This is a genomic window from Saxibacter everestensis, assembly GCF_025787225.1.
Lineage (GTDB): Bacteria > Actinomycetota > Actinomycetes > Actinomycetales > Brevibacteriaceae > Saxibacter > Saxibacter everestensis.
Window position 1 is genome coordinate 3,986,335 of sequence record NZ_CP090958.1, and the last position, 20,225, is coordinate 4,006,559.

Consider the following 20,225-nt stretch of genomic DNA (forward strand, 5'->3'; position numbering starts at 1 on the left):
ATGCGGCTTCCGGCGTGGATTACGGATGTCGCCGAGCCGTGCAGCGCGCGCGGTGACGGGCCGTGCGGCGCGGGCGCGGTGACGGGTTTCTTCCACGAATGGGTTTGATCAACCGCTGGGCGGCCGATCAAGGCAGTAACACCATCCGTACCGACGCCGCTGTTTCAGCGATTTCCCAGATCCTGGAGATCATTCTGCAGATCAATGACTCCCAGTCCACTATTGCTTCCGCCGTGGAGGAACAGACCGCGACGACCAACGTAATGGGTCGCAACGTTGCGGAGGCGGCGACGGGGTCGACCAGTATCGCGGGCAATATCGCGGTTGTCGCCCGAACGGCATCCGACACGACGGCGGCTGCCGCCAGTACCAGTGAGGCCGCCGATGAGCTGGCGGATATGGCTGCGGAGATGAAGCAGCTGGTGGGTCAGTTCAGCTACTGACGTCAGTTTTCGTACTCGCAGAGGTTTCGGCCCTAGGTTTCGGTGGCGATCAGGTTTTGGGTTTGAGTCTTGGCGCAACGGCGGAGCGCTCTGCTGGAAAGACAGCGTCGAGAAGGCTCGCGTCCCCCTCGACTCGAATGAATGTACGGGCTTGTTCAACCGTGATCGCACCAGCGGCAAGGCCGACGACGATTTCCGGGGCCGCTTCGATGACGGTTCCTGCCGCGTGTTCAGGGTGCGCGAATGCTCGTGGGCCGTGCTCGTCGACGTGCAGGACGATAGAGAACCCTTCGATATTCAGGCCGAGTTCTGCCGGCGGCGTTGCAGTGACGCCTCGTAGCAGCGCCGGCAACGCGAGAACCAGCCAGCGGGGGTGGAAGGAATCGTCGCCGCGTCCCGAGGCCACGAGCGGTGCTCCCCACCTGCCGAGAGCTTCCAGCGGTTCGCGAAGTTCAGCGCCCCACGGGGTCAGTGCATAGCGAATCCCAGCGTCTCCGAGTTGTCGTTGAAGGATGCCGTTTTCTTCCAAAGTGCGTAGCCGCTCAGCCAGGAGGTTAGTTGCGATGCCGGCGAGCGACGTCTTCAGCTCGTTGTAGCGCAGCGGCCCGGGCAGTAGCTCTCGGACGATGAGAAGGTTCCAGCGTTCCCCCACGAGGTCGAGCGCGCGGGCGAGGCCACAGAACTGCCCATAGGAGCGGGCACCGCGCCGCTTTACTTTTTCTATCATGCTAGATAATATCAACCCGTCATCCGAGCCATCACCCCAGGTCTCGAGCGGTGTGACATTCGGACATACCGAGGAGTAACGCGTGATCGAACTCAGCTGGCTCGGCGTCGTTCTCGCCATCGTCGCGGGGATGCTCGTCGCGTTCATCTGGTATCAGAAAGGCCCCATTGCCCGTGCCTGGGAGAAGCTGACGGGAGTGACGCCGGAGCGGATCAAGCCCGTCCGGGCGAAAAGCATGGTCCAACTCTTCATCACGGTCATCGTGATGGCGCTCGGTCTGGCCGTGGCCATTAGCGTCACGGCACAGGCGACCGGGAACGACTCGGTAGGGGCCGCGTTGCTCGTGGGGCTCGCACTGTGGGGGGCGTTCTCGGCGTCGACGCTCGTTCAGCACAACGCTTTCGAGATGAAACCCGCGAGGCTCACGGCTATCAACACCGGCTATCAGCTGTTGCTCTTTCTCGTGATGTCACTGGTGCTTGGCCTGCTGTAGAACTCCACGTGCGGGCGCGCCTCCGAGACGATCATCTCGACCGGCTCAGGCAGGTTTGTTCGACCCCGACCACCGTTCGATCGTCCAGGAATCAGGTCTGAAACGAGCCCCATCGCAGTGTTGCCACCTCTGCAGCAAGAACGTAAACCTGCCGACGTGAGATGCCCAGGTCTGACGCTGCAGCATCCGCGCGGCCGTGCCCCACGATCGGGAGATCTGTGAGTAAACGATTCATCTTCGCCATCTTCGTGGCGTGCTCCCACGCGTTATCGCTCGCGGACAACATGCCGCGGTCTGGAACCTGCTCTCGAACGTCATCCACCAGCGCCCTCTGTCCTCGGTAAGCCGTGTCATGCCGTTTTGGTGCGGAATGCGCGGAGTCCCCAGATGTAGCCGACCAGGGCGATGATGATGCACCAGGTGAGCGCGAATATCACGCTGTTACCTGCTTCGGTGCCGGTCAGCAGAGCGCGGACGCTATGGACGACGGGGGTGAAGGGCTGGAAATCGGCGAACCAGCGAATCCCGACAGCCATGGACGCGGTGGGCACGAACGCACTGGACAGGAAGGGCAGCACGGTCGAGATAATCTGCGCCAGACTGTTGGCTCCGGTGGGAGTCTTGGCCGCGAGGCCGATAGCGACGGCGAGCCAGGTGAGCGCGAACGCGAAGGCGAGGATGATCCCTGCAGCAGCGACCCAAGCGAGAGGGCTCCCAGCCGGACGGAACCCCATCAGCAGGGCCACAATGGTCACCAGGATTGCGGAGAGCAGGGTGCGGACGATGCCTCCCACGACATGCCCGGTCAGGACCGCACTGCGGGCGATGGGCATTGTGCGGAATCGATCGATGATGCCCTCAGACATGTCAGTGGACACGCTGACCGCGGAGGGAAGGGCTCCAGCTGCGACAGTCATCACGAGGATGCCCGGCGTGAGGAAGTCCACGTAGCTGAGCGTGCTTCCGGACCCGGAGAGGCCCGCGCCCAACCATCGCGGAGGTATCACGGGCAGCGGTCATGGTCGTCATCGGTGGTCCTCGGTCTGTGTGCTCTCGTCAGGGTTCGCGTTGGTTCTGATGCCGGTGAGGGCGAAGAACACGTCATCCAGGTCGGGTGTGTGCACGGTGATGTCCTCGATTGCCAGGCCGCTCGGTACCTCGTCCAGAACTCGTTTGATTGCGCCGCCGTCCGCGTCTAGCGGCACGCGCAGGATGAGCGAGTCCGCGTCGGGTGTGCTGCCAGGAAGGGCTTCTGCGGCGGCGTCGAGAATGCCTAAGTCGGTGAAACGCAGCGTGAGGTGCGCGCCGGGAACCTGCTGTTTGAGTTCGGCTGGGGTGCCCTGGGCGACGATTTGCCCGTGGTCGAGCACGGCGATGTTGTCGGCGAGTTCGTCGGCTTCCTGGAGGTACTGGGTGGTGAGGAACACGGTCGCCCCGTCGGCGACGAGCTCGCGGACGATCTGCCACATCGTCTGGCGGCTGCGAGGGTCCAGGCCAGTGGTCGGCTCGTCCAGGAAGATCAATGCCGGGTTGCCCATGAGAGTCATCGCGAGATCGAGTCGTCGCCGCATTCCACCGGAGTAGGTGGCCGGAGGACGAGACCCCGCCTCGGTGAGGTTGAAGCGTTCCAGCAGCTTGCGCGCCCGCGCCTCCCTCTCGCCATTGGGAACGTGGTAGAGCTTCGCCATCAGCAACAGGTTCTCGAGACCGGTGAGCATGCTGTCCACAGCGGAGAACTGTCCGGTCACCCCGATGCCGGCCCGAACCTTCGCGGGCGCGCGCCGGATGTCGTGGCCGAGCACCTCGGCGGTTCCCTCGTCCGGGAGACGCAGAGTGGAGAGCAACTGCACCAGGGTCGTCTTGCCCGACCCGTTGGGTCCGAGCAAGGCGAAGACGGTCCCGCGCGGCACGGTCAGCGAGACGCCGTCCAGCGCGACGTTCTTCCCGTACGCCTTCCGAACGCCTGACACCACGATCGCGGGGGCCGTTACATCCACTCCGAGTACTGTCGGTGCTTGCCTGGACGCGCTGCCGCTCACGGTTTACGCCCTTCGTCGAGGAGCCGATCCAACTCCGGTGCGGCGTCCGGGCTGCCGGCGTCGGAGAGCCGCTGCAGCTCGCGCACGTCGCGCTTCTCCACGGCGCGGCGGGTCAACAGACGTCCGGCGTGCTCACTGCCCTCGTCGAGCAGCTCGGAGAGCGCGTCCACATCATTGCGGGCATCGGCGAGATCGGCGAGCTGGTCCAGCGCGGTCTCATTGCCCTCGTCCGCGAGGGCGCGGAGGGTGTGTTCATCGAACTCGTAATTGGTCATGCAAACAGCCTGCAACCTTGCCCTAAGGGCAAGGTCAAGTACCATCATGAAGGATGCTAACTATCGGGCAGCTCGCCACCTACGCCGGCGTATCGACCAAGGCCATCCGCGTCTACCACGCGAAGGGGCTGTTGACCGAGCCGGAGCGAGACGCCTCCGGGTATCGCCGCTACGACGCGCAGGCGGTCATCGACCTGACCCGCATCATCACTCTCGCCCAAGCCGGTGTTCCGCTGGCACGCATCCCCGACGTCTTGAACGCCGACGCCGAGACCGCCAATGAACAGATCGACAGGATCGACACTGACCTGCGCAACCACGTCCGCCAACTCCAAGAACGCCGTGTTCGCCTCCGGCACCTCGACCAACCGGACCGACTTTGCCTTCCTCCCGAGGCCGTCGAGTACATGAACCGACTCCGCGCAATCGGGCTATCCGAACGCCACGAGCACGCCATTCGAGACGGCTGGATCCTCGGCCACGCCGTCGCACCAGACATCACCCGAGCTATCCTCCCCGCACGCACAGCCTTGCTCGACGATGACGAGTACGTTGCCGTGCTGTGCGGCTACGACGATGCCATCGACTGGGGCCCCGACGACCCCCGACTCAACCAGCTCGCCGACGCGGCCGCACGACTCGCACGACGAATGACACTCGCCTCCGACGTCCCCGACTTCATCAAGGCATCACCAGAGACCATCGACATCCTTACTGGGCACCTCGGCATCGACAGCCCGGCATGGGGACGCCTCGACGAACTCCTCACTCGGCGACTGAACCAGGTATGACTTTCCGGCGACACGAGCTAAGAACCTGCTGTCGTTGACCTTGTGAGCCGTGACAGTAGATCTTCACACCCACCTGCACAACCGTGACAATCAGGCGAACAGCAGTGCAGGCGACCGCGGGAAAGCCACACTCTTCGCTCGGTCAGCTAGGCGAACCAGGTTCCCGGCGGGCCAAGGAACAATAGGAAGCTGAATACGATTGTCACGCCGGCAATGGCGACGACGACCGACAGAATTGGATTCCGAAGGATCCAGCTCTGAGTTTTCTCCAAGAGGCCAACCGGTGTCTCGCCGCCGGCAGCCAGTCGCCATCCGCCGGCCAACATGCCCTTGCGATCAAGTGACTTCTCCACCGGGATTGTGGCGTAGGGAATTATCGCGGAAACCACGGCGAGCAGCCCCGAGCGGGCCGGCCATTTCTGGTTGATCCATACGAAGCAGGTTCCGACGACGTAGCACAGGAATACGAACCCATGCAGGCCGCCGCCGATCCGAACGCCAAGTTCCGTCGTGTGAGTCACGTATTTCAGGAATAGACCGATCAGCAGCAGCGTCCAGGTCACTGCTTCGGCGAACGCAATTGAACGGAATAGGGCGCGGGGAGCCATGGATCTCCTCAATTGGAAACGAGACCTCACCACGCTACCGCACACCTGTCGGTTGCCCTTATCGGCAAATCCAGGCGGCGTCTGAGGGTTACGCGCCACGCAAATTTTCGTAACTGATTTGCGCGGCGGTGATTCTGGACTAGGATCAAGTTCTAGCTGTCCTGCGCGGGGCATGGTCCAACGGTCCTTAACGCGACAGCAAATCGGCAGACGCTCGAAATGGTCAACCGGATCGATCCCAATGCGGCCGATCGTCAAGCAGCTCGCAAGAGATGCTGACGATCCGCCCACCACCTGACCGCCAAAGCGTCACGTTAGATGATCCTCACCCTGTCCCATGGGGTTGATACCGCAGCCGAGTGGTATCCCCCTGCCTTCGAAGTATCACCGGAAAAGGTCCATACAAATGAAAATCCCTAGCGCCCGCACCCGAAAAATCGCTGCCCTCAGCGCGGGTCCCCTCGCCGTGCTCATGGCAGGCGGCCTCGTCTGGCAGGGTTCCCAGGCAGCCTTCACCGCCGACACCCGCAACTCCGGCAATGCTTGGAGTTCGGGCCAGGTCATGCTCAGCGATGATGACCTGGGTGCGGCCGGATTCACCGTGCAAAACCTGGTGCCGGGCGCCACCGGCCAGAAGTGCATCGTCGTCACATCCGGCTCTAATGTGGCCGGAGAGGTGAGGTCCTATGTGCAGAACCTCTCCGAGTCGGCCCAGGGACTGGAAGATCACATTACTTTCCAGGTCGAACAGGGCACCGGCGGAACATTCAACAACTGCACCGGCTTCACGCCTGCCCCGGGCGCTCTTCCCCCGGAGTCACTGTCAGACCTGGCCGTGGGCAACCACGACTACGCCACCGGCGGGTCCAAGTGGGCGACGACCGGCAAGCCAGGTGAGAAGAGGACCTACCGGGGAACCTGGAAGTTCGACACCACCGGCATGACCCAGCAGCAGATCGATGCTCTGCAGGGCGCGCGGACCAGCATCGATCTGGTGTGGGAGCTGCAAAGCAACGAGACGCCAACCCAGCCCTGACAGATGGGATTGGATGCCCGTCAGGTAGCGGGCAGTGCCACGTGAGTCCGGCCCCGGTATCGCCCGAACCTTGGGCGGCTGGGGCTGGCTCGCGCTGTCAACGGCTTCGCTGACGTACCTCACGTTTCTGCTGTCGCTTGCCGCGATTGCCCTACTTCCAGCGCTTTTCGGCTGGCACGGTTCCGTCGTGCAGAGCGGATCGATGCGACCCCATATCAACCCGGGCGACGTCGTGCTGTCAACCAACCTTCCGAGCGAGTCAGCTGTTCCGGTCGGTGGCGTGGTGGAATTCAGCAGCCCGGCATTTGCCGAGCCCAGCGGGGTGGCGAAGACCCGCTTGCACCGGATCGTCTCCGCGAATGACGACGGCACCTTCGACACGGCGGGCGACGCCAATAAGGATATAGACAGCACGCCGATCAGCCGCGATCAGATCAGCGGTCAGGCCAGGCTGCTGGTGCCCTATGTTGGTCTGCCCAGTCTGTGGATAGGCACCGGCAACTTTCCGGCGTTAACGACCTGGGCCGTGCTGACTTTGATCGCACTGTCCGTTGTCATTCTCAGCAAGGCGCCGCGGGAGCTTGCGGACGCTGGGCCGGATGGTGCGGGTACCGGGTCGGCTGGCGGGACGACCGGGGAATCCGGTGCCCAGCGGCCAAGGGCACTTGAACCAGCGAAACGTGTCGTTGCTCGTTCCTCTGGAATCATCGCCGCCCTCGCGGTGGTCGTGCTGCTGGTGCCGGGCGGGGCCTCGATGGGCGCCGCGGATGCCGCCTTCACAGACCGCACCAGCACCAGCGGCAATAGCTGGCAGGTAGCCGTGGGTAAATCGAAGGCGACCAGCCGGCTCCAGGTAAACGACACTTCCGGGGCGGACGGCTGGTACCAGCGGTCCTCGGTGGAAGTGCAGATATTCGCCTCGGCATCTTCTGGCTCCGGGATTCGTTCGATCACCTACCGGATCAATGGCGGCACCCCGGTCACCGTCCGGCAGTATTCCGCCGAATTCAAGGTCACGACACAGGGCGACAACACAATCACTTATTTTGCGACCGACACCGCCGGGCGGGCTGAGGCGGAACACAGCACGCATATCAAGCTCGATAACCGGCCTCCGGTTCTGACTGTCTCGTCTCGGACCGGCGACATGACCCACACCGAGTGGAGTGCCAACTGTAAGAGCTATGGCATTTCAGGCGGACTCTGCGGTGACACGTCCGACGCCGGCGGAAGCGGCATCGGCACGGCGAGTTACGTGTTGCGCAGGTCATCGGATAGTCGCTGTTTCGACGGTTCGAAATGGACTGGCGCAGCCTGTGAAAGGCGCGCCTCGGCCAGAATTTCCGGAGCCGGATGGTATGTGTCGGTGCCGGACTCGAAGTTCGAGCGGAAGCGAACCTACTACACGATCACTGTATTCGTGACGGACAAGGTCGGGAACGAGGCCATTACAACGAAGAACTTCTCCGTGGGCTAGACCAGGCTCAGAGCACGGTAATAACCTGTCCGGTTTCGGCGCCCTCGATTGACCGAACGTAAGCCGCCGCGACATCGTCGGCATCGACGGGTGAAATGCCGGGGAAGAATGGCGCATATCCATCGAGCGATTCAGTCAGAACGCTTGGGCTGATCGCATTGATCCTGATGCCGCGCGGGAGCAGGCCGGCGGCGGAGCGAACGTAGGCCTCGATTGCCGCGTTGGCAACGGATGCTGTCGTGCCCTGAGTTACCGGCACGTTGGCGAGAATCCCGCTGATCAGGGTGATCGATCCGCCTTCCGGCAGAATCGACACCGCGGTCTGGGCGATATCGATCTGGCCAAGGGCCTTATTTCCGAGTGCCGCGGCGAAGTCGGTCCGGCTGAGCTCGGGCAGCGGTTTGAATGGCGTCGATCCGGAGGCGACGGCGACGGCGTCAATCTGCTCAAGTGACTCGAGCGCATTGACGATCGACGCGTGATCTTCGATTGACAGCGCGGGATTGGTCGACCGGGATAGTGCTGAAACCGTGTGGCCGCGATCCTTCAGCTGACGGTTCACTGCGGTACCGATTGTTCCGGTGGCACCGATGAGTGCGATGTGCATGCTGGCCTCCTGCCGTGTGGTGGTCGGTCCCCTGGGCCAGGGACGACGCAGAGGGTGAACCTGCTATCCAACCGGGATATTCCGCGCGCTCGGTAGCAAGTGTTCGCCGCGCTCGGTAGCAAGTGTTCGCCGCGCTCGGTAGCAAGTGTTCGCCGCGCTCGGTAGCTCGGTAGCGGAGCGGTCGGCGCCGCTCGGTAGCTCGGTAGCGGAGCGATCGCCGCCGGTGGTCGGCGGCTGCCTAGCCGATCCTGCTGCCTAGCCGATCTTGCGCAAGAGCACGACGGTATCCGTTACTTCGCCCGGTTTTCCCTGCCGGTCGCTGACTTGGCGCGTTCGCGCCTCGGATACCACCGGCCGCCACTGCCCAGGATCGAACAATGCGGTCACATTGTCCGGACTGTAGAGCACCTCCGGATGCCGCCGGTTGCCCGAGGGGGTCAATTCGTCTCCGGGATGGTGACCTACGACAAGCAGGTGGCCCTCGCGTGCCACTGCGGAGCCCAACCGCCGAAGCGTTTCACTGCGGGGTGGGTTTGGAAGCTGAAAATACTGGGCCGAAACGAGATCGAACGCAGGTGCCGGAGGGGTCCAGGTTGTCAGATCCGCCTGCAGCCAGTTGATGCCGTCAGCCGCGCTTTCAATGGCAGCCGAGCCTTCTGCCTCGGCCGCGGCATTGGTTCGGGCTCGGCCGAGAGCGACGGACGAAATGTCCACTGCCGTCACGGTCCATCCAGCTCGGGCCAGCCACAGTGCGTCCGCGCCCTCGCCGCATCCGACGTCGAGCGCCGAGCCCGGCGGCAGGCTGGAAATTTCGCTGACCAGCTGGGGATTCGGCGTGCCGCTCCAAAGGGCCGGCCGTTGCTCGTACATTGAATCCCAGAACGCTCCGTCCATAACTTCTGGCCGGTGGCGGTCGTCGTGATCTTTGTCGTGCTCTGATTCCTGCTGACCCATGATGTCAATGGTGGTTCGGTCGGGTCGGCAGCACAACACCCGGGGTGCACCTTCTGGGTTCAGGCAGGGAGTCGAGGTGGCGTGGGTGGTCAAGGATAGGGTTTTGGCATGACCCAGCAAGACGTTGACGATTGGACTCCGCTCAGGACCGAAAGCCTGCTGCTGCGACGTCCTCGACCGGACGATCTCGATCCCGCGGTACAGATTCACACGGATCCGAGCACGAACCGACATCATCCTGAGCCGTGGACCGTCACGGAGGAGTCTTCCGCGCGGAGGTTCCAGGAGCTTGGCGAACACTGGGAACGACACGGCTTCGGTGTCTGGGTAGTGGAGCAACTTGAGCAGCCCGGCGTCATTGTCGGATTCACCGGACTGTCGCACCGAACGGTTCATCAGCGTTCGGCACTGAATCTGTACTACCGCTACGCGCCGGATGTCTGGGGCAAGGGTTATGCAACCGAGGCGGCATCAACGGCGGTCCGCCATGCGGCAATCCACTTGTCCGATCTGCCTGTTCTGGCCTATACGACGCCGGACAACCTTGGTTCCCAACGGACCGCGCTCCGGGTAGGTCTGGATCGGATGTCAGAACTGGACATCGAGCACGAGCACTACACAGACATTTTTTTCGCCCACAACTGGCCAGCAGGTGCTAAGTCGCGTGAGTCAAGCGGATCCTGACTGAAGCCGCGCTAACTGAGTTGTGGTTGTCAGATCGGGTGCGTTTCTCCGCCGTCCCAACGCACCCGATCTGACACCGGCCGCGACCAGTTGTGGCAACGCGGAGCCTTGGCCGGCGGTCGAAATCGGCTTACGCTTCGAACATGGCATCGCAGGCGAAAGACATCGAGGTTCCGGGGGCGCACGGCGCTCGAAAGATACGGATTTCCAGCCCGGATCGTCTGATCTGGCCAGCTGACGGCGTCACCAAGTGGGACCTCGCCGAGTACGTGGCCGCTGTGGATGAGGAGTTGCTGCGCGCGCTAGGCGATCGGCCTGTCACCCTGCAGCGCTTCCCGACAGGTATCGATGGGGAGGAGTTCTTCTCCAAGAACCCACCACGCGGCGTGCCGGAGTGGGCGCGCTCGACGATGTGCACTTACCCGTCAGCCCGGTCACACCCGCAACTGGTAATAGATGAGATCGCCACAGCTGTCTGGGCGGTGCAGATGAATACCGTGACGTTTCACCCGTGGCCGGTCCGGGTCGCAGACAACGACAATCCCGACGAACTGCGGATCGATTTGGACCCGCAGCCCGGGCGCGGGTTTCGGGATGCCGTCGAAGCTGCATTCGCGCTCGGTGAGCTGCTGCGCGAGCTGGAACTGGTCCCCTGGGTGAAGACCAGCGGCAACCGAGGACTCCATGTCTATGCCCGGATCCGGCCCCAGTGGGAATTCCAGGAAGTCCGGCACGCCGTGATCGGAATCGCCCGAGAGCTCGAGCGCCGCTTACCGAAGTTGGTCACCTCGGCATGGTGGAAGGAGGAGCGCGGCGAGAAGGTCTTCGTTGATTTCAACCAGGCAAACCGGGACCGGACCATCGCTTCGGCCTACAGCCCGCGACCCCTGCCCGGGGCCCCGGTCTCAATGCCGGTGCGATGGGAAAGTCTGGCCGACATCCAGCCGAGCGCGTTCACAGTGCGGACCGTGCCGGAAATACTCGCCGCGGAGGGTGACGCCTGGGCGGGGATGGATGAAGCAGTCGGCGGTATCGATGCGGCACTTGGCCTCTGGGAGACGGACCTGGCGAACGGGCTCGGCGAGATGCCCTTTCCGCCGGAGTACCCGAAGATGCCGGGCGAGCCTCCCCGGGTGCAGCCCAGCAAGCGCCGGGCGCCCTAGTGTCGCCTGCGTCGTTCGCGGACCGCTACGACATAGGCCACGGCGCCGAGCGCGAGCAGGGCAGCTGCCAGGCCAAGGAGCTTGCTGACGTCGGCACCAGTGAATGGCAGCTCATCATGCGGATCCCGGCCGGGGTCGCTTTCGCTCGGGTCGTCCCCAGGATTTGAAGGGTTGTCACTCGGCGAGACGGAAGGATCCTTGGTTTCGGTGGGGTCATCCGTCTGGGTTGGCGGCGTTGTGGGGTCATCCGTCTCTGTTGGCGTCGCCGTGGTCTCGCGCACGAAAGCGAAGTCCTGTTCAGTTACAGTCTCGCCATCCTCGGTTATCTCGAACTCCCGCGGATTGGGACCGTCGACCTTCTTGCCGTCCGGAGGTGTGACCGATAGTTCGTAGTCGCCGGGTTCCAGTTCGTCCACACCGAAGTGCCCCTGCTCATCGGTCGTCAGAACGCGCGACTCGTCATCCGGGCCGGTGAGTGTCAACGGAAAGTCCTTGAGCGGTTCACCTTCATCGGTGACGTCACCCTCAACCGATCCGGTCTCGGCGGGGCGGAAGGTGAAGTCCGCCAGCCCGTCAGCGTTTGTCAGGTTGACGTCCTGGCGGGTCGGGGAAACCGGGACGTAGCCTTCGGGGCCTTCGACCTTCACGGCATACCCGTCGGCGGCGGTATAGCCCTCGAAGGCGTACTTCCCGTTCTGGTCCGTTGTTGTCTCTGCGAGAACGTCGCCGTTCGGGCCGATCAGTTTGAGCGTAAGACCTTCGAAGCGGCTGCCGCCGTCTTCGGTTGAAACCGTACCGGTGATATCCCGGGCAACGGTGGCAAACCAGGTCTGATAAATCGGGAAACCCTGTTCGCGGGTGAAGGTAAAGGTAAGTGAGCTCAGCGAGACGGTCGGTTCAAACCAGCCGGAAGCGCCATCCGTGTCAGGTGCATTCCCCGAACCGACCCCACTGCCCTTAAGCGTGCCGGTACTCGCGTCCCAGATCGGCTTGTCCGGGTTGGCGGAACACGGGCTCGGGCTGCCGACGCAGTAGTTGAACGCGCCATTGAAACCGAGGGTCTCGCCGATTTGGTCTGCGGGAATCTTCCGGCCAGCGGCATCCGTTGCCGAAACGGCGACAGAGTCGGAGTCGATATCTCCGAGCACAAAGGCCCAACCTGCGGCCGGTGTCGGCGACTCGAATGTGTACGTAGTCACCGACGGTGAGGTCTTGTTGTCCGCCTTTGGGCGGAGATTGAGGTACTTGTTGTTCTTGCTGGATCCGTACTTCCGGCCGACATCGGTGCTGGTGTTCAGGAACGTGCTTCCGCCTGACTGCAAGCCGACATTTCCGGCTCGGGAATCCGAGGTGAATGTCGCAGCCGGAAACCCCTTTGCGTTCAGCTGGACAGATCCCTGATAGCTATTCGCCTCGCCTTCGAAGCTATTCCACGTGGCCCATGAAGTGGCCTCCACGGCATGCGCGGGAGGCATGCCGATCAGTACTGAACTGAGCGCAAGCAATATCGAGGTGACAAAAGCAAGCGCTAGGTTAGTTTTCTTAAACAGCCACTGCATATCGAAAGTCCTTGGGGGTGGGGACGGCGCGGGATTGGCTTAAGGGGAGAAACAACAACGAATCGAACTCTACCTGAGGGCTTAAACCGATCTACGGACAATCGTTATACCCCACGGGTGTCAGGCTCGGCCTTGCTGCTGCCGCGGCTGGCGAACCAGGTCAGGAGCTTGTTCTTCTTCGTATTCTGAAATGCGGCGCACAGCCAATCTCCCGAGGACTGCCGATGGAATACAAATGTCTGCACCTTGTTGAGTTGGATAGTCTTGCCCTTGCTGATGCCGCCCTCGCTAAGCACAATGGCCACGTCGTCGGAGATGTGCCGAACGCTCTTTACCGCGATACGCATCTTGCTGCCCTTCTGCCACTTTGTCAGCACAGGCTCATGATCGCGGCGGATTGCATTCCGGCCCTCACTGGTGCTGCCGGCGAAGATCACGTAGGTGGCGTCGGGAGTGAATAGGTCGGCATACGCCCTAGCGTCCCCGTCGTTCCACGCCTGCTCGATGCGCACTAACGTCTGCTCTATACTTATCTGCATAGAAACAATAGTTGCATGAAAGCAGATAAAATGCCAAGGACTAGTCCATCGCCAAGACAGTACCGCCGTTACCTGGCCGCCATTACACTCTTCCACCAGTCGGCTGCTGATTCAGCAGGGCTGTCCGGGACCGACTACCAAGCCAGTAACCTCCTCGACATCGACGGCCCGATGTCGAGCGGCGAACTGGCGCGACGACTAGGGCTGACCACCGGTGCGACGACACGCCTGGTTGATCGACTCGTCCGGTCCGGAATTGCAGAGCGAGTGGAGGATTCTGCCGACCGTCGTAGGGCTCTCGTCCGACACACCGGAAAGTTGCCCACCGGACTTGCGGAGACGCTTGATCTGGTGCGTGAGCCGATCGGGAGGGCGTTGGACGCGCTCACGCCGGAACAACGCGAAGGTGTGTCCAAATACCTTGAGACGGCGACCGGTGCCTATTCCGATGCTGCCCGGGTTATCGGAACGGACTGAGCCAATAACACACATCTGCCAACACGCCGACCGGAGTGCGGAGAAGCTGACGCGTTTGGCGCTATCCGGGTTGCGCCATGCCAGCGCTCCTCTAAGTCGTGGGTGTCTCAGAGAGGTCGACGACTTCGAACTCAAGCAGGTCGGCGCCGCTGGCCACTGGATTGCGCGCCTGCCCGGCGTGGGCCTCTTTGGCTCCTCCGCTAGACCACGCCTGGAATGATTCCTCGTCTTCCCAGGTGGTGACCACGAAGTAGCGGTCTTCGCCTTTGACCGGACGGAGGAGTTGAAATCCCAGAAATCCCGGAGTGTTGTCGACGGTGTGGGCGCGGTTCGCAAACCGCTTCTCCAACTCAGCTCCCGCCTGGGGCGGCACCGAGATTGCGTTGATCTTCACAATAGCCATGGCTTCACCATAGTTGCGTCCACTGACATCGTCATCTGAGCTGCAATGTCAGTGCCAGCTGTAATGGTGAAGCCATGATGACAAACGCTCCCAGCATCGAGGCTGTTCTTGAGGCGTTCTTCGCCGACGTTGCCGTCGGCCGTGGCGCGGGCACCCGCGTCCGGTACTGGCGGGTCTACATTCAGCTGAATCGCTACCTAGAGAGCGATGATGCAGGACGACTTCTCGGTACCGACTACAACCGGCTGCTCGCCGCCGAACGTGAGTTTCGTCCCGACCGGGCATTGGCACGGCTGTTCTCCGCCGAGGGGCTCGTGCTTTGCCTGTCTGGTTTCGTCGACGATGCCTGGCTGCTGCCGGCGCCGGTTGATGCCCGCTCGCAGATCAGCCTGACCGACCGTCTGCTGCGTTGGGTGCAGGGCCGACACCTGATAGATATGTCGTCCTGCTCCTGCGCGGTCTATGAATGTGAGGAGGCCATCCGTCGCGCCCGCAAGATCCTACGCAGCCAGGTGGAACCGCCACGGTTGCTATAACTCAGCCCTGGTTGTCCTCGACCGACCAGTTGAGCTCTGTTCGCAGTTCGCTGGGATCCATGTCGGGAGTTGGTTCGGTGACGTAGTACTCCCAGATGGTTTGCCCTGGAGTGAGGCCCTGTTCCCGGATCCAGCTGTTCAGTCGCTCCCACGAGGCGCCGAGCCCTTCGTACCCGCCGAGGTGGACCAATCTGGCTACCCGGCCGCCGGGAATGGAACCGGCCGCGACATCGCCGTCCGGCTGGATCGCGCGGTCGGTGATGAAACCGACCTCGAGGTCGGCGGTCTCACCCGGAGGCTGGTGATAAAACGCGAATGCCGGACTCATGATGGCGACATCCTGTGCCGAGATGGCCACGGGTAGCGCCTGGAAGGAGTGGTCGAAAAAGCCTCTGAGTTCAGACATCCGGACAACGCCGCGGACGACGGCCGTGGTTTCTTGATCTGCCGTAATAAGCTCCGGGCCTGATGCGCCGGCACCTGGTTCACTGGTCATGGCTGCTCCTCAGTCTGGTTAACGAGACTCGTCTGGTTCGCGGGTTGACGGTGCCATGAACCTACCGCAACATGTGAACGTCGTCCACGGAGTTCGTCGACGTTTGGCCGGCTTGCCAGGTTGGCCGCCCTACGTCGTGATCGGATCGAGGTCTAATTGCCACTTGGAAGAATTGGGAAGTTCAGGAATTTGCCACGTCGGGTCGGGCCGAAAGTTTTCGAAACCCGCGTTGAATGGAAATGCCCACCGCCGCACTGTTTGAGCGGCATCGCTCGCGGCTTCCCGGATCGACGCGATCTGCGAATCTGAATACATCCCAGCATGTCGGGCCAGTTCGAGCTCATCCTCGTCCTTGTAGTGAAAACTGCGGTCTGGTCGAACTATCACATCCAGAACCAGGTCCGAAGTCTCGATGCCGTCCACGTCCCGGGTGAATGGCAGCTCGATGTTCACGTAGTAGAGATTGCGGATTCCTGGTCGAGTTTCGAAGCACCACACCGAGTACATTGTGTTCGGCTGAAATACAGCAAGAATTCCACCGCCGGTCCACCGACGTACAGCCTGGGCACGAGGGGCGCTGAATCGTTCTGGGCCGGGAAGTGAGCGAATATCGTGCCCGTCGGAGAGTACCTGGCACAGCATGCGAGTTCCGGACTCCAAGTACACCGCGAGATGATCGTCAGTGTCGTCGACGACAGTCACCGGCCGGAGATCAACAAGGTCCGGAAATGCCGGATCACGATAGACCCAGCTGATTTGGTCGCCCGAGTTCCAACGTGGTGTGCGGTTGTTCTCCATGCCTCGATTATGCGGACCTCGCAGCCGGCCAGTTCTTCGAAGGCCTTCTGAGAGTAGTCAATGGCTTGCTGAACAGTGTTGCTTCTGACCGAACGCGGCTTTCGGAAGCATAGGGCTTTGGCAGAAATGAGCCCCTTCGCATCCGGGCCGAAAGGGAGGATGATGGAAGCCATGCGCAACTGGAACCAGAAAGCCGCCCTGCGCTGGGCCGTGCCACTGGTGGCCGCTCTGCTCCTGGTGGGTGGCGGTACCGCGATCACGTCCCTTCCTGCGACGGCCGATAACAGTCTTCCGGAACGAACCCCGGCCCAACTGCTTGAGGACGTGCAGAAGGCCCGAATCAAGGGAGTATCCGGAACAGTGCAGCAGACCGCGAACCTTGGGATTCCGGACTTGCCCGGGGTGGGCGGCGAACGCAGTTCGGACCTGAAGTCATTGATTTCCGGCACCCACACCTTGCGGGTATGGTCTGCCGGGCCCGACAAGTCGCGCGTTGCCTTGCTCGGCGAATTCGGCGAGTCAGATGTGATCAGGAACGGCGACGAGGCGTGGATCTGGTCCAGCAAGGAAAACACCGCCCACCATTACACCGGTCTACAAAGCAAGACCGACGAACCAAGCCCGGGTGTCACTCCGCGGACCCCGCAGGATGCCGCCGACGAAGCGCTGCGGGCCCTCGACTCAAGTACCAAAGTGAGCGCGACGAACGATGCGACGGTTGCCGGACGCCCCGCATATGAACTGACGCTCACCCCTCGGGATGGCGCGTCACGGGTCGCGCAGGTGCGGATTGCGATCGACGGCACGGAGCACGTGCCGGTGCGTGTTCAGGTCCGGGCGGCAGGTAAGGCAGATCCTCCGTTCGAGGTGGGTTTCAGCAAGGTCGACTTCAATGAACCCGACGACGACCGGTTCACGTTCACGCCGCCGCCAGGAGCCAAGGTTCACGAGGAGTCCGTCGATCCTGGCGAGAAGCGTAGGGACGGCAAGGATGGTAATCGGCGAGATGGGGACGACGTGACGGTAGTCGGTACCGGATGGACCGCAGTCAGCATCCGGCCGTTGCCGGCGGAGGCGAAATCAGGCGACCTGCAACGAACACTGCAGGCTTTGCCGAAGGTATCCGGTGACTGGGGCTCTGGGCGGTTGCTGGACAGCACACTGTTTTCGGTGCTGGTCACCGATGACGGGCAGATCGTAGCCGGAGCGGTGGCACCCGATGCGCTCTACTCCGCGCTGAACGCCAAGCGAACCGGATGACGAGCGGGCTGCCCGGCTACGAGGCAGCGATACGATCTCGCGGTCTGACCAAGAGCTTTGGCGATCAAACCGCGGTACAGTCCGTTGATCTCGAGGTGCCGAAAGGCGCCGTGTACGGCTTCGTCGGCCCGAATGGGTCCGGCAAGACCACGACGATTCGGATGCTGCTCGACCTGATCCGCGCATCCGGCGGCGAGCACGAGCTTCTCGGCCTGCCGATGCCGGCGCGGTCGGGTGAGGTACTCGGCCGGGTTGGCTCCCTGGTCGAGGGCCCGGCGTTTCACCCGTACCTCTCCGGACACGCCAACCTGACCAGGCTGGACGCGGCCGACAGGCTGAGTGATCCCAGAACCGCCAAACGCCGGGTATCGGCGGCGCTGGATCGGGTTGGGCTTTTGGCTGCGGGCCGGAAGCCGTATCGTGCCTATTCGCTGGGCATGCGACAGCGGCTGGCGATAGCGGCTGCGCTGCGGGAACCGCGTGAGCTGCTGGTCCTCGACGAGCCGACCAACGGCCTGGATCCGCAGGGAACCCGGGAAGTGCGATCCCTGGTAGCTTCCTTGGCCACTGCTGGCGCAACCGTGTTGATCTCAAGCCACCTGCTGTCCGAAGTGCAGCAGATATGCACCCATCTGGGCGTCATGCGCGCCGGAAAGCTGGTCGCGCAAGGACCGCTGGCGGAGATTCGCGCGCAAGGTGACACGCGAGTCAGCGTTGAGACCGACAGGGTCGAAGATGCCGCCCGAGTGCTCCGCTCCCTGGGGGTTACCGAGGTCCGGCTGGACGGCGGCCGGGTGCAAGGGGTGTTGAACGATGTTGTCGTAGCGCGCATCGTGCCGGCTCTGGTCGAAAACCAGGTTCCGGTGCTCGGGTTCGGCGTTGCTGCGCAGAGCCTTGAAGATCGATTCGTCGAACTTACCGGGGAGGGTTTCGATGTCAGCGGCTGACCTTGAGACGCCTGACGCCTCGGCAAGACAGCGGCGTACCCGCCGGCCAGGGTTCGGGCGATTCCTTCGTTCGGAGCTGCGGGTGATTTTCGGTCGGCGTCGAAACCTTGCCGGACTGGCCGTTCTGGCGGTGGTGCCTATTCTGATCGCGATCGCGGTCAGGGCCTCGTCCCAGGATGGCAGCGGGGGCGGTCCCGAGTTCATCACGGCGATCACTGGCAACGGCATCTTCGTGGCACTCGCCGCCTTGGGAATTGAACTGGTCGTCTTCTTGCCACTTGCCATCGCGGCAATCTCTGCCGATGCTGTGGCGGGCGAGGCGAACCTTGGCACGCTTCGCTATCTGCTGACAGTTCCGGCTGGGCGGTTTCGGCTGCTCGCTGTGAAATATGCCGCAGTGGTGATCTTCGCCATCGTCGCGACCCTCACCGTCAGTGTTGTCGGGGTGCTGATCGGGCTCGCACTCTTCGGCGGCGGCGACATGACGCTGTTCTCCGGTACCCAGATCGGGATGGCGGAAGCTCTCGGCCGGGTGTTGCTGACAACGCTGTACCTGGCATTCGGGTTCGCGGCGCTGGGAGCAATTGGGCTCTTCATCTCTACTCTGACCGAACAACCGATCGGCGCGACGGTCGCCATCGTGCTGGTGAACATCATGAGTTTTACCCTCGACTCGATCCAGCAACTGGCCTGGCTGCATCCCTGGTTGGTCACGCATTGGTGGACCGCGTTCGGCGACCTGTTCCGTGATCCGATCGCCTGGGATTCCATCATCCGCGGGCTGCTCGTTGCCGCCGGCTACGCTGTGGTCTTCTGGCTCGCCGCGTGGGCGCGGTTCTCCACCAAAGACATCACTTCCTGATCAAGGATCGCCTGGGGGCGAAGGCGCTGGACCGGAGGCGCTGGTCTATCCGATGAAGCTGAACACGGTGACGGCGACGCACAAGAGAAGCATGCCGGTCGCGTTCAGGAAAAGATTCCGGCCGAAGTCGCGAGCGCGGACATGCATCAATATCGCGATCACGAAATACAGGATCAATGCGCAACCGGTGAGCAGGCCAAGCCCAGGAATCCAGATCCCTGCAATCAACCCCGCGGCGGCGGCGACTTTGATCGGTGGAAGCAGCCACCACCATTTCCGCGCGAATCCCACGTCATCGAGGCAGTCCCGGATAAACGCTACCGGTCGGATGCACATGACTGCGTCGCCGAGCTGGATGATCGCCAGGACGATGACCGGCCACACCGGATCTGCGACAACTGGCATTTGTGCTGTCCCTACTTTTCATAGACGAGTCATTTTAGAAGTGAGGTTCTTCGAAGCGAGCGAGCTGCCAGGTGATTTGACGTCGAAAGCTGGATCTGGCCTGATCGAGGCTTGTTGTTTCGCTGGCCCAGATCACGAGGGCATGAATATAGCTGGCGAACAGTGACTCGGCCGTTAGCCCGGCAGCAGACTCGGAGGCCTGCGGATAGCCGGCAGCGATTTTCCTGGCGACCAGGGCGTTGAATTCCTGTGCCTGAGCTCCCAAAGCCGGGTGGTTCCTGCCGGCTGGAGATAGCAGCACCCTGCCATACGCCCGAGAAAGCTCAGGGTGGCTGGCATAGAAGTCGAAGTATGGTTCGTAGCATCGCCACACCGCCTCCGCAGCGCTGTCGTCTTCGTGCCGAGACGGCGACATGTGTTCGGCTATCGCAGCTTCGAATAGTCCCAGAAGCAGGGTGGCCTTGTCGCCGAGACTCATCACGGTTCCGGTCGAAACTCCCGCTTTCACTGCAATCTGCCGAACCGTCGTCGACTCGTAACCTTGCCCGGCAAACAGTGCCCATGCTGCCTGTCGGACGGCGCTCATCCGAGCCTCACGACCCTCGTTTCGAGTTCCCATTCATCTCCTGAACGCGTTCACTGAACA

The 20,225-nt window shown here is 62.4% G+C and carries 27 protein-coding genes; 12 read left to right on the forward strand and 15 right to left on the reverse strand.

Annotated elements, in window-relative coordinates; all coding sequences use genetic code 11:
• Window positions 1-98 precede the first annotated feature (98 nt).
• Window positions 99-443: a hypothetical protein gene (locus tag LWF01_RS18890; RefSeq protein WP_349638917.1), complete on the forward strand. Its 345-nt coding sequence runs from the start codon at window positions 99-101 to the stop codon at window positions 441-443.
• A gap of 49 nt (window positions 444-492) precedes the next feature.
• Here the strand turns inward: LWF01_RS18890 and LWF01_RS18895 are convergent, their stop codons facing one another.
• Window positions 493-1,170, reverse strand: a complete 678-nt coding sequence (locus LWF01_RS18895; RefSeq protein WP_349638918.1) for a winged helix-turn-helix transcriptional regulator — start codon at window positions 1,168-1,170, stop codon at window positions 493-495.
• 82 nt (window positions 1,171-1,252) lie between these two features.
• On the opposite strand from LWF01_RS18895, the gene LWF01_RS18900 reads away from it, so the two are divergent.
• Window positions 1,253-1,663 (forward strand): DUF1761 domain-containing protein, encoded by a 411-nt coding sequence (locus LWF01_RS18900; RefSeq protein WP_349638919.1) that lies wholly within the window; start codon window positions 1,253-1,255, stop codon window positions 1,661-1,663.
• 91 nt (window positions 1,664-1,754) lie between these two features.
• Here the strand turns inward: LWF01_RS18900 and LWF01_RS18905 are convergent, their stop codons facing one another.
• From LWF01_RS18905 to LWF01_RS18920, 4 genes are all read right to left on the reverse strand, one after another.
• On the reverse strand, window positions 1,755-1,985 hold the full coding sequence (locus LWF01_RS18905; protein ID WP_349638920.1) for a hypothetical protein: 231 nt from the start codon (window positions 1,983-1,985) through the stop codon (window positions 1,755-1,757).
• A gap of 28 nt (window positions 1,986-2,013) precedes the next feature.
• Window positions 2,014-2,610, reverse strand: coding sequence for an ABC transporter permease (locus LWF01_RS18910; protein WP_349638921.1), 597 nt, complete (start codon window positions 2,608-2,610; stop codon window positions 2,014-2,016).
• Window positions 2,611-2,688: 78 nt separating this feature from the next.
• On the reverse strand, window positions 2,689-3,660 hold the full coding sequence (locus LWF01_RS18915; RefSeq protein ID WP_349638922.1) for an ATP-binding cassette domain-containing protein: 972 nt from the start codon (window positions 3,658-3,660) through the stop codon (window positions 2,689-2,691).
• Between the two features lie 38 nt (window positions 3,661-3,698).
• A complete protein-coding gene (locus LWF01_RS18920; protein WP_349638923.1) occupies window positions 3,699-3,977 on the reverse strand; it encodes a hypothetical protein in 279 nt (92 codons plus the stop codon).
• A gap of 53 nt (window positions 3,978-4,030) precedes the next feature.
• Between LWF01_RS18920 and LWF01_RS18925 the strand changes: the two genes are divergently transcribed.
• The gene (locus LWF01_RS18925; protein ID WP_349638924.1) at window positions 4,031-4,768 is read left to right on the forward strand and encodes a MerR family transcriptional regulator; all 738 of its coding nucleotides are present in this window, start codon (window positions 4,031-4,033) and stop codon (window positions 4,766-4,768) included.
• Between the two features lie 146 nt (window positions 4,769-4,914).
• Here LWF01_RS18925 and LWF01_RS18930 read toward each other — a convergent pair whose 3' ends face one another.
• Window positions 4,915-5,376 carry a DUF3817 domain-containing protein gene (locus LWF01_RS18930; protein ID WP_349638925.1) on the reverse strand — a complete coding sequence of 154 codons (462 nt, stop codon included), beginning with the start codon at window positions 5,374-5,376 and terminating at the stop codon, window positions 4,915-4,917.
• Window positions 5,377-5,782: 406 nt separating this feature from the next.
• Here LWF01_RS18930 and LWF01_RS18935 point away from each other — a divergent pair, with 406 nt between their 5' ends.
• Entirely contained in the window at window positions 5,783-6,412 is a 630-nt protein-coding gene (locus LWF01_RS18935) for a hypothetical protein (RefSeq protein WP_349638926.1), read from the forward strand.
• A gap of 34 nt (window positions 6,413-6,446) precedes the next feature.
• Window positions 6,447-7,889, forward strand: coding sequence for an OmpL47-type beta-barrel domain-containing protein (locus LWF01_RS18940; RefSeq protein WP_349638927.1), 1,443 nt, complete (start codon window positions 6,447-6,449; stop codon window positions 7,887-7,889).
• Between the two features lie 7 nt (window positions 7,890-7,896).
• Here LWF01_RS18940 and LWF01_RS18945 read toward each other — a convergent pair whose 3' ends face one another.
• Together LWF01_RS18945 and LWF01_RS18950 are read right to left on the reverse strand one after the other, a co-directional pair.
• The gene (locus LWF01_RS18945) at window positions 7,897-8,496 is read right to left on the reverse strand and encodes a short chain dehydrogenase (protein WP_349638928.1); all 600 of its coding nucleotides are present in this window, start codon (window positions 8,494-8,496) and stop codon (window positions 7,897-7,899) included.
• A gap of 255 nt (window positions 8,497-8,751) precedes the next feature.
• Window positions 8,752-9,450: a class I SAM-dependent methyltransferase gene (locus LWF01_RS18950; RefSeq protein ID WP_349638929.1), complete on the reverse strand. Its 699-nt coding sequence runs from the start codon at window positions 9,448-9,450 to the stop codon at window positions 8,752-8,754.
• Window positions 9,451-9,558: 108 nt separating this feature from the next.
• Here LWF01_RS18950 and LWF01_RS18955 point away from each other — a divergent pair, with 108 nt between their 5' ends.
• Together LWF01_RS18955 and ligD are read left to right on the forward strand one after the other, a co-directional pair.
• Window positions 9,559-10,134 carry a GNAT family N-acetyltransferase gene (locus LWF01_RS18955; RefSeq protein WP_349638930.1) on the forward strand — a complete coding sequence of 192 codons (576 nt, stop codon included), beginning with the start codon at window positions 9,559-9,561 and terminating at the stop codon, window positions 10,132-10,134.
• Between the two features lie 143 nt (window positions 10,135-10,277).
• The gene (gene ligD / locus LWF01_RS18960) at window positions 10,278-11,297 is read left to right on the forward strand and encodes a non-homologous end-joining DNA ligase (RefSeq protein ID WP_349638931.1); all 1,020 of its coding nucleotides are present in this window, start codon (window positions 10,278-10,280) and stop codon (window positions 11,295-11,297) included.
• Here ligD and LWF01_RS18965 read toward each other — a convergent pair.
• Window positions 11,294-12,856 carry an MSCRAMM family protein gene (locus LWF01_RS18965; RefSeq protein ID WP_349638932.1) on the reverse strand — a complete coding sequence of 521 codons (1,563 nt, stop codon included), beginning with the start codon at window positions 12,854-12,856 and terminating at the stop codon, window positions 11,294-11,296. The genes ligD and LWF01_RS18965 overlap by 4 nt on opposite strands.
• Before the next feature lie 104 nt (window positions 12,857-12,960).
• A complete protein-coding gene (locus tag LWF01_RS18970) occupies window positions 12,961-13,395 on the reverse strand; it encodes an SgcJ/EcaC family oxidoreductase (RefSeq protein ID WP_349638933.1) in 435 nt (144 codons plus the stop codon).
• Window positions 13,396-13,410: 15 nt separating this feature from the next.
• On the opposite strand from LWF01_RS18970, the gene LWF01_RS18975 reads away from it, so the two are divergent.
• Window positions 13,411-13,872: a MarR family winged helix-turn-helix transcriptional regulator gene (locus tag LWF01_RS18975; protein ID WP_349638934.1), complete on the forward strand. Its 462-nt coding sequence runs from the start codon at window positions 13,411-13,413 to the stop codon at window positions 13,870-13,872.
• 91 nt (window positions 13,873-13,963) lie between these two features.
• Here LWF01_RS18975 and LWF01_RS18980 read toward each other — a convergent pair whose 3' ends face one another.
• Window positions 13,964-14,275 carry an antibiotic biosynthesis monooxygenase family protein gene (locus LWF01_RS18980; RefSeq protein ID WP_349638935.1) on the reverse strand — a complete coding sequence of 104 codons (312 nt, stop codon included), beginning with the start codon at window positions 14,273-14,275 and terminating at the stop codon, window positions 13,964-13,966.
• A 74-nt stretch (window positions 14,276-14,349) separates the two neighbouring features.
• Between LWF01_RS18980 and LWF01_RS18985 the strand changes: the two genes are divergently transcribed.
• Entirely contained in the window at window positions 14,350-14,811 is a 462-nt protein-coding gene (locus LWF01_RS18985; protein WP_349638936.1) for a hypothetical protein, read from the forward strand.
• Window position 14,812: 1 nt separating this feature from the next.
• Here LWF01_RS18985 and LWF01_RS18990 read toward each other — a convergent pair whose 3' ends face one another.
• Both LWF01_RS18990 and LWF01_RS18995 read right to left on the reverse strand, forming a co-directional pair.
• Window positions 14,813-15,307, reverse strand: a complete 495-nt coding sequence (locus LWF01_RS18990) for a GyrI-like domain-containing protein (protein ID WP_349638937.1) — start codon at window positions 15,305-15,307, stop codon at window positions 14,813-14,815.
• Between the two features lie 129 nt (window positions 15,308-15,436).
• Complete coding sequence (locus LWF01_RS18995) at window positions 15,437-16,105, reverse strand: ribonuclease FAU-1 family protein (RefSeq protein WP_349638938.1); 669 nt, start codon at window positions 16,103-16,105, stop codon at window positions 15,437-15,439.
• Window positions 16,106-16,276: 171 nt separating this feature from the next.
• Here LWF01_RS18995 and LWF01_RS19000 point away from each other — a divergent pair, with 171 nt between their 5' ends.
• The 3 genes from LWF01_RS19000 to LWF01_RS19010 are packed head-to-tail and all read left to right on the forward strand — an operon-like array spanning window position 16,277 to window position 19,174.
• Window positions 16,277-17,365, forward strand: a complete 1,089-nt coding sequence (locus LWF01_RS19000; RefSeq protein ID WP_349638939.1) for a LolA family protein — start codon at window positions 16,277-16,279, stop codon at window positions 17,363-17,365.
• On the forward strand, window positions 17,362-18,312 hold the full coding sequence (locus LWF01_RS19005) for an ABC transporter ATP-binding protein (RefSeq protein ID WP_349638940.1): 951 nt from the start codon (window positions 17,362-17,364) through the stop codon (window positions 18,310-18,312). Before LWF01_RS19000 ends, LWF01_RS19005 begins: the two co-directional genes overlap by 4 nt.
• A complete protein-coding gene (locus LWF01_RS19010; RefSeq protein WP_349638941.1) occupies window positions 18,299-19,174 on the forward strand; it encodes an ABC transporter permease in 876 nt (291 codons plus the stop codon). The genes LWF01_RS19005 and LWF01_RS19010 overlap by 14 nt, the downstream gene beginning before the upstream one ends.
• Window positions 19,175-19,219: 45 nt before the next feature.
• Here the strand turns inward: LWF01_RS19010 and LWF01_RS19015 are convergent, their stop codons facing one another.
• Window positions 19,220-19,579 carry a DoxX family protein gene (locus LWF01_RS19015; protein ID WP_349638942.1) on the reverse strand — a complete coding sequence of 120 codons (360 nt, stop codon included), beginning with the start codon at window positions 19,577-19,579 and terminating at the stop codon, window positions 19,220-19,222.
• Window positions 19,580-19,613: 34 nt separating this feature from the next.
• Window positions 19,614-20,198, reverse strand: a complete 585-nt coding sequence (locus LWF01_RS19020) for a TetR/AcrR family transcriptional regulator (protein ID WP_349638943.1) — start codon at window positions 20,196-20,198, stop codon at window positions 19,614-19,616.
• Window positions 20,199-20,225: the final 27 nt, after the last annotated feature.

What these genes read in the sequence shown, in the direction of transcription:
- LWF01_RS18890 (WP_349638917.1), top strand. Translation starts at nt 99, where the DNA reads ATGGGTTTGATCAACCGCTGGGCGGCCGATCAAGGCAGTAACACCATC.
- LWF01_RS18895 (WP_349638918.1), bottom strand. Translation starts at nt 1,170, where the DNA reads ATGATAGAAAAAGTAAAGCGGCGCGGTGCCCGCTCCTATGGGCAGTTC.
- LWF01_RS18920 (WP_349638923.1), bottom strand. Translation starts at nt 3,977, where the DNA reads ATGACCAATTACGAGTTCGATGAACACACCCTCCGCGCCCTCGCGGAC.
- LWF01_RS18925 (WP_349638924.1), top strand. Translation starts at nt 4,031, where the DNA reads ATGCTAACTATCGGGCAGCTCGCCACCTACGCCGGCGTATCGACCAAG.
- LWF01_RS18930 (WP_349638925.1), bottom strand. Translation starts at nt 5,376, where the DNA reads ATGGCTCCCCGCGCCCTATTCCGTTCAATTGCGTTCGCCGAAGCAGTG.
- LWF01_RS18935 (WP_349638926.1), top strand. Translation starts at nt 5,783, where the DNA reads ATGAAAATCCCTAGCGCCCGCACCCGAAAAATCGCTGCCCTCAGCGCG.
- LWF01_RS18945 (WP_349638928.1), bottom strand. Translation starts at nt 8,496, where the DNA reads ATGCACATCGCACTCATCGGTGCCACCGGAACAATCGGTACCGCAGTG.
- LWF01_RS18950 (WP_349638929.1), bottom strand. Translation starts at nt 9,450, where the DNA reads ATGGGTCAGCAGGAATCAGAGCACGACAAAGATCACGACGACCGCCAC.
- LWF01_RS18955 (WP_349638930.1), top strand. Translation starts at nt 9,559, where the DNA reads ATGACCCAGCAAGACGTTGACGATTGGACTCCGCTCAGGACCGAAAGC.
- ligD (WP_349638931.1), top strand. Translation starts at nt 10,278, where the DNA reads ATGGCATCGCAGGCGAAAGACATCGAGGTTCCGGGGGCGCACGGCGCT.
- LWF01_RS18965 (WP_349638932.1), bottom strand. Translation starts at nt 12,856, where the DNA reads ATGCAGTGGCTGTTTAAGAAAACTAACCTAGCGCTTGCTTTTGTCACC.
- LWF01_RS18970 (WP_349638933.1), bottom strand. Translation starts at nt 13,395, where the DNA reads ATGCAGATAAGTATAGAGCAGACGTTAGTGCGCATCGAGCAGGCGTGG.
- LWF01_RS18975 (WP_349638934.1), top strand. Translation starts at nt 13,411, where the DNA reads ATGAAAGCAGATAAAATGCCAAGGACTAGTCCATCGCCAAGACAGTAC.
- LWF01_RS18980 (WP_349638935.1), bottom strand. Translation starts at nt 14,275, where the DNA reads ATGGCTATTGTGAAGATCAACGCAATCTCGGTGCCGCCCCAGGCGGGA.
- LWF01_RS18985 (WP_349638936.1), top strand. Translation starts at nt 14,350, where the DNA reads ATGATGACAAACGCTCCCAGCATCGAGGCTGTTCTTGAGGCGTTCTTC.
- LWF01_RS18990 (WP_349638937.1), bottom strand. Translation starts at nt 15,307, where the DNA reads ATGACCAGTGAACCAGGTGCCGGCGCATCAGGCCCGGAGCTTATTACG.
- LWF01_RS18995 (WP_349638938.1), bottom strand. Translation starts at nt 16,105, where the DNA reads ATGGAGAACAACCGCACACCACGTTGGAACTCGGGCGACCAAATCAGC.
- LWF01_RS19000 (WP_349638939.1), top strand. Translation starts at nt 16,277, where the DNA reads ATGCGCAACTGGAACCAGAAAGCCGCCCTGCGCTGGGCCGTGCCACTG.
- LWF01_RS19005 (WP_349638940.1), top strand. Translation starts at nt 17,362, where the DNA reads ATGACGAGCGGGCTGCCCGGCTACGAGGCAGCGATACGATCTCGCGGT.
- LWF01_RS19010 (WP_349638941.1), top strand. Translation starts at nt 18,299, where the DNA reads ATGTCAGCGGCTGACCTTGAGACGCCTGACGCCTCGGCAAGACAGCGG.
- LWF01_RS19015 (WP_349638942.1), bottom strand. Translation starts at nt 19,579, where the DNA reads ATGCCAGTTGTCGCAGATCCGGTGTGGCCGGTCATCGTCCTGGCGATC.
- LWF01_RS19020 (WP_349638943.1), bottom strand. Translation starts at nt 20,198, where the DNA reads ATGGGAACTCGAAACGAGGGTCGTGAGGCTCGGATGAGCGCCGTCCGA.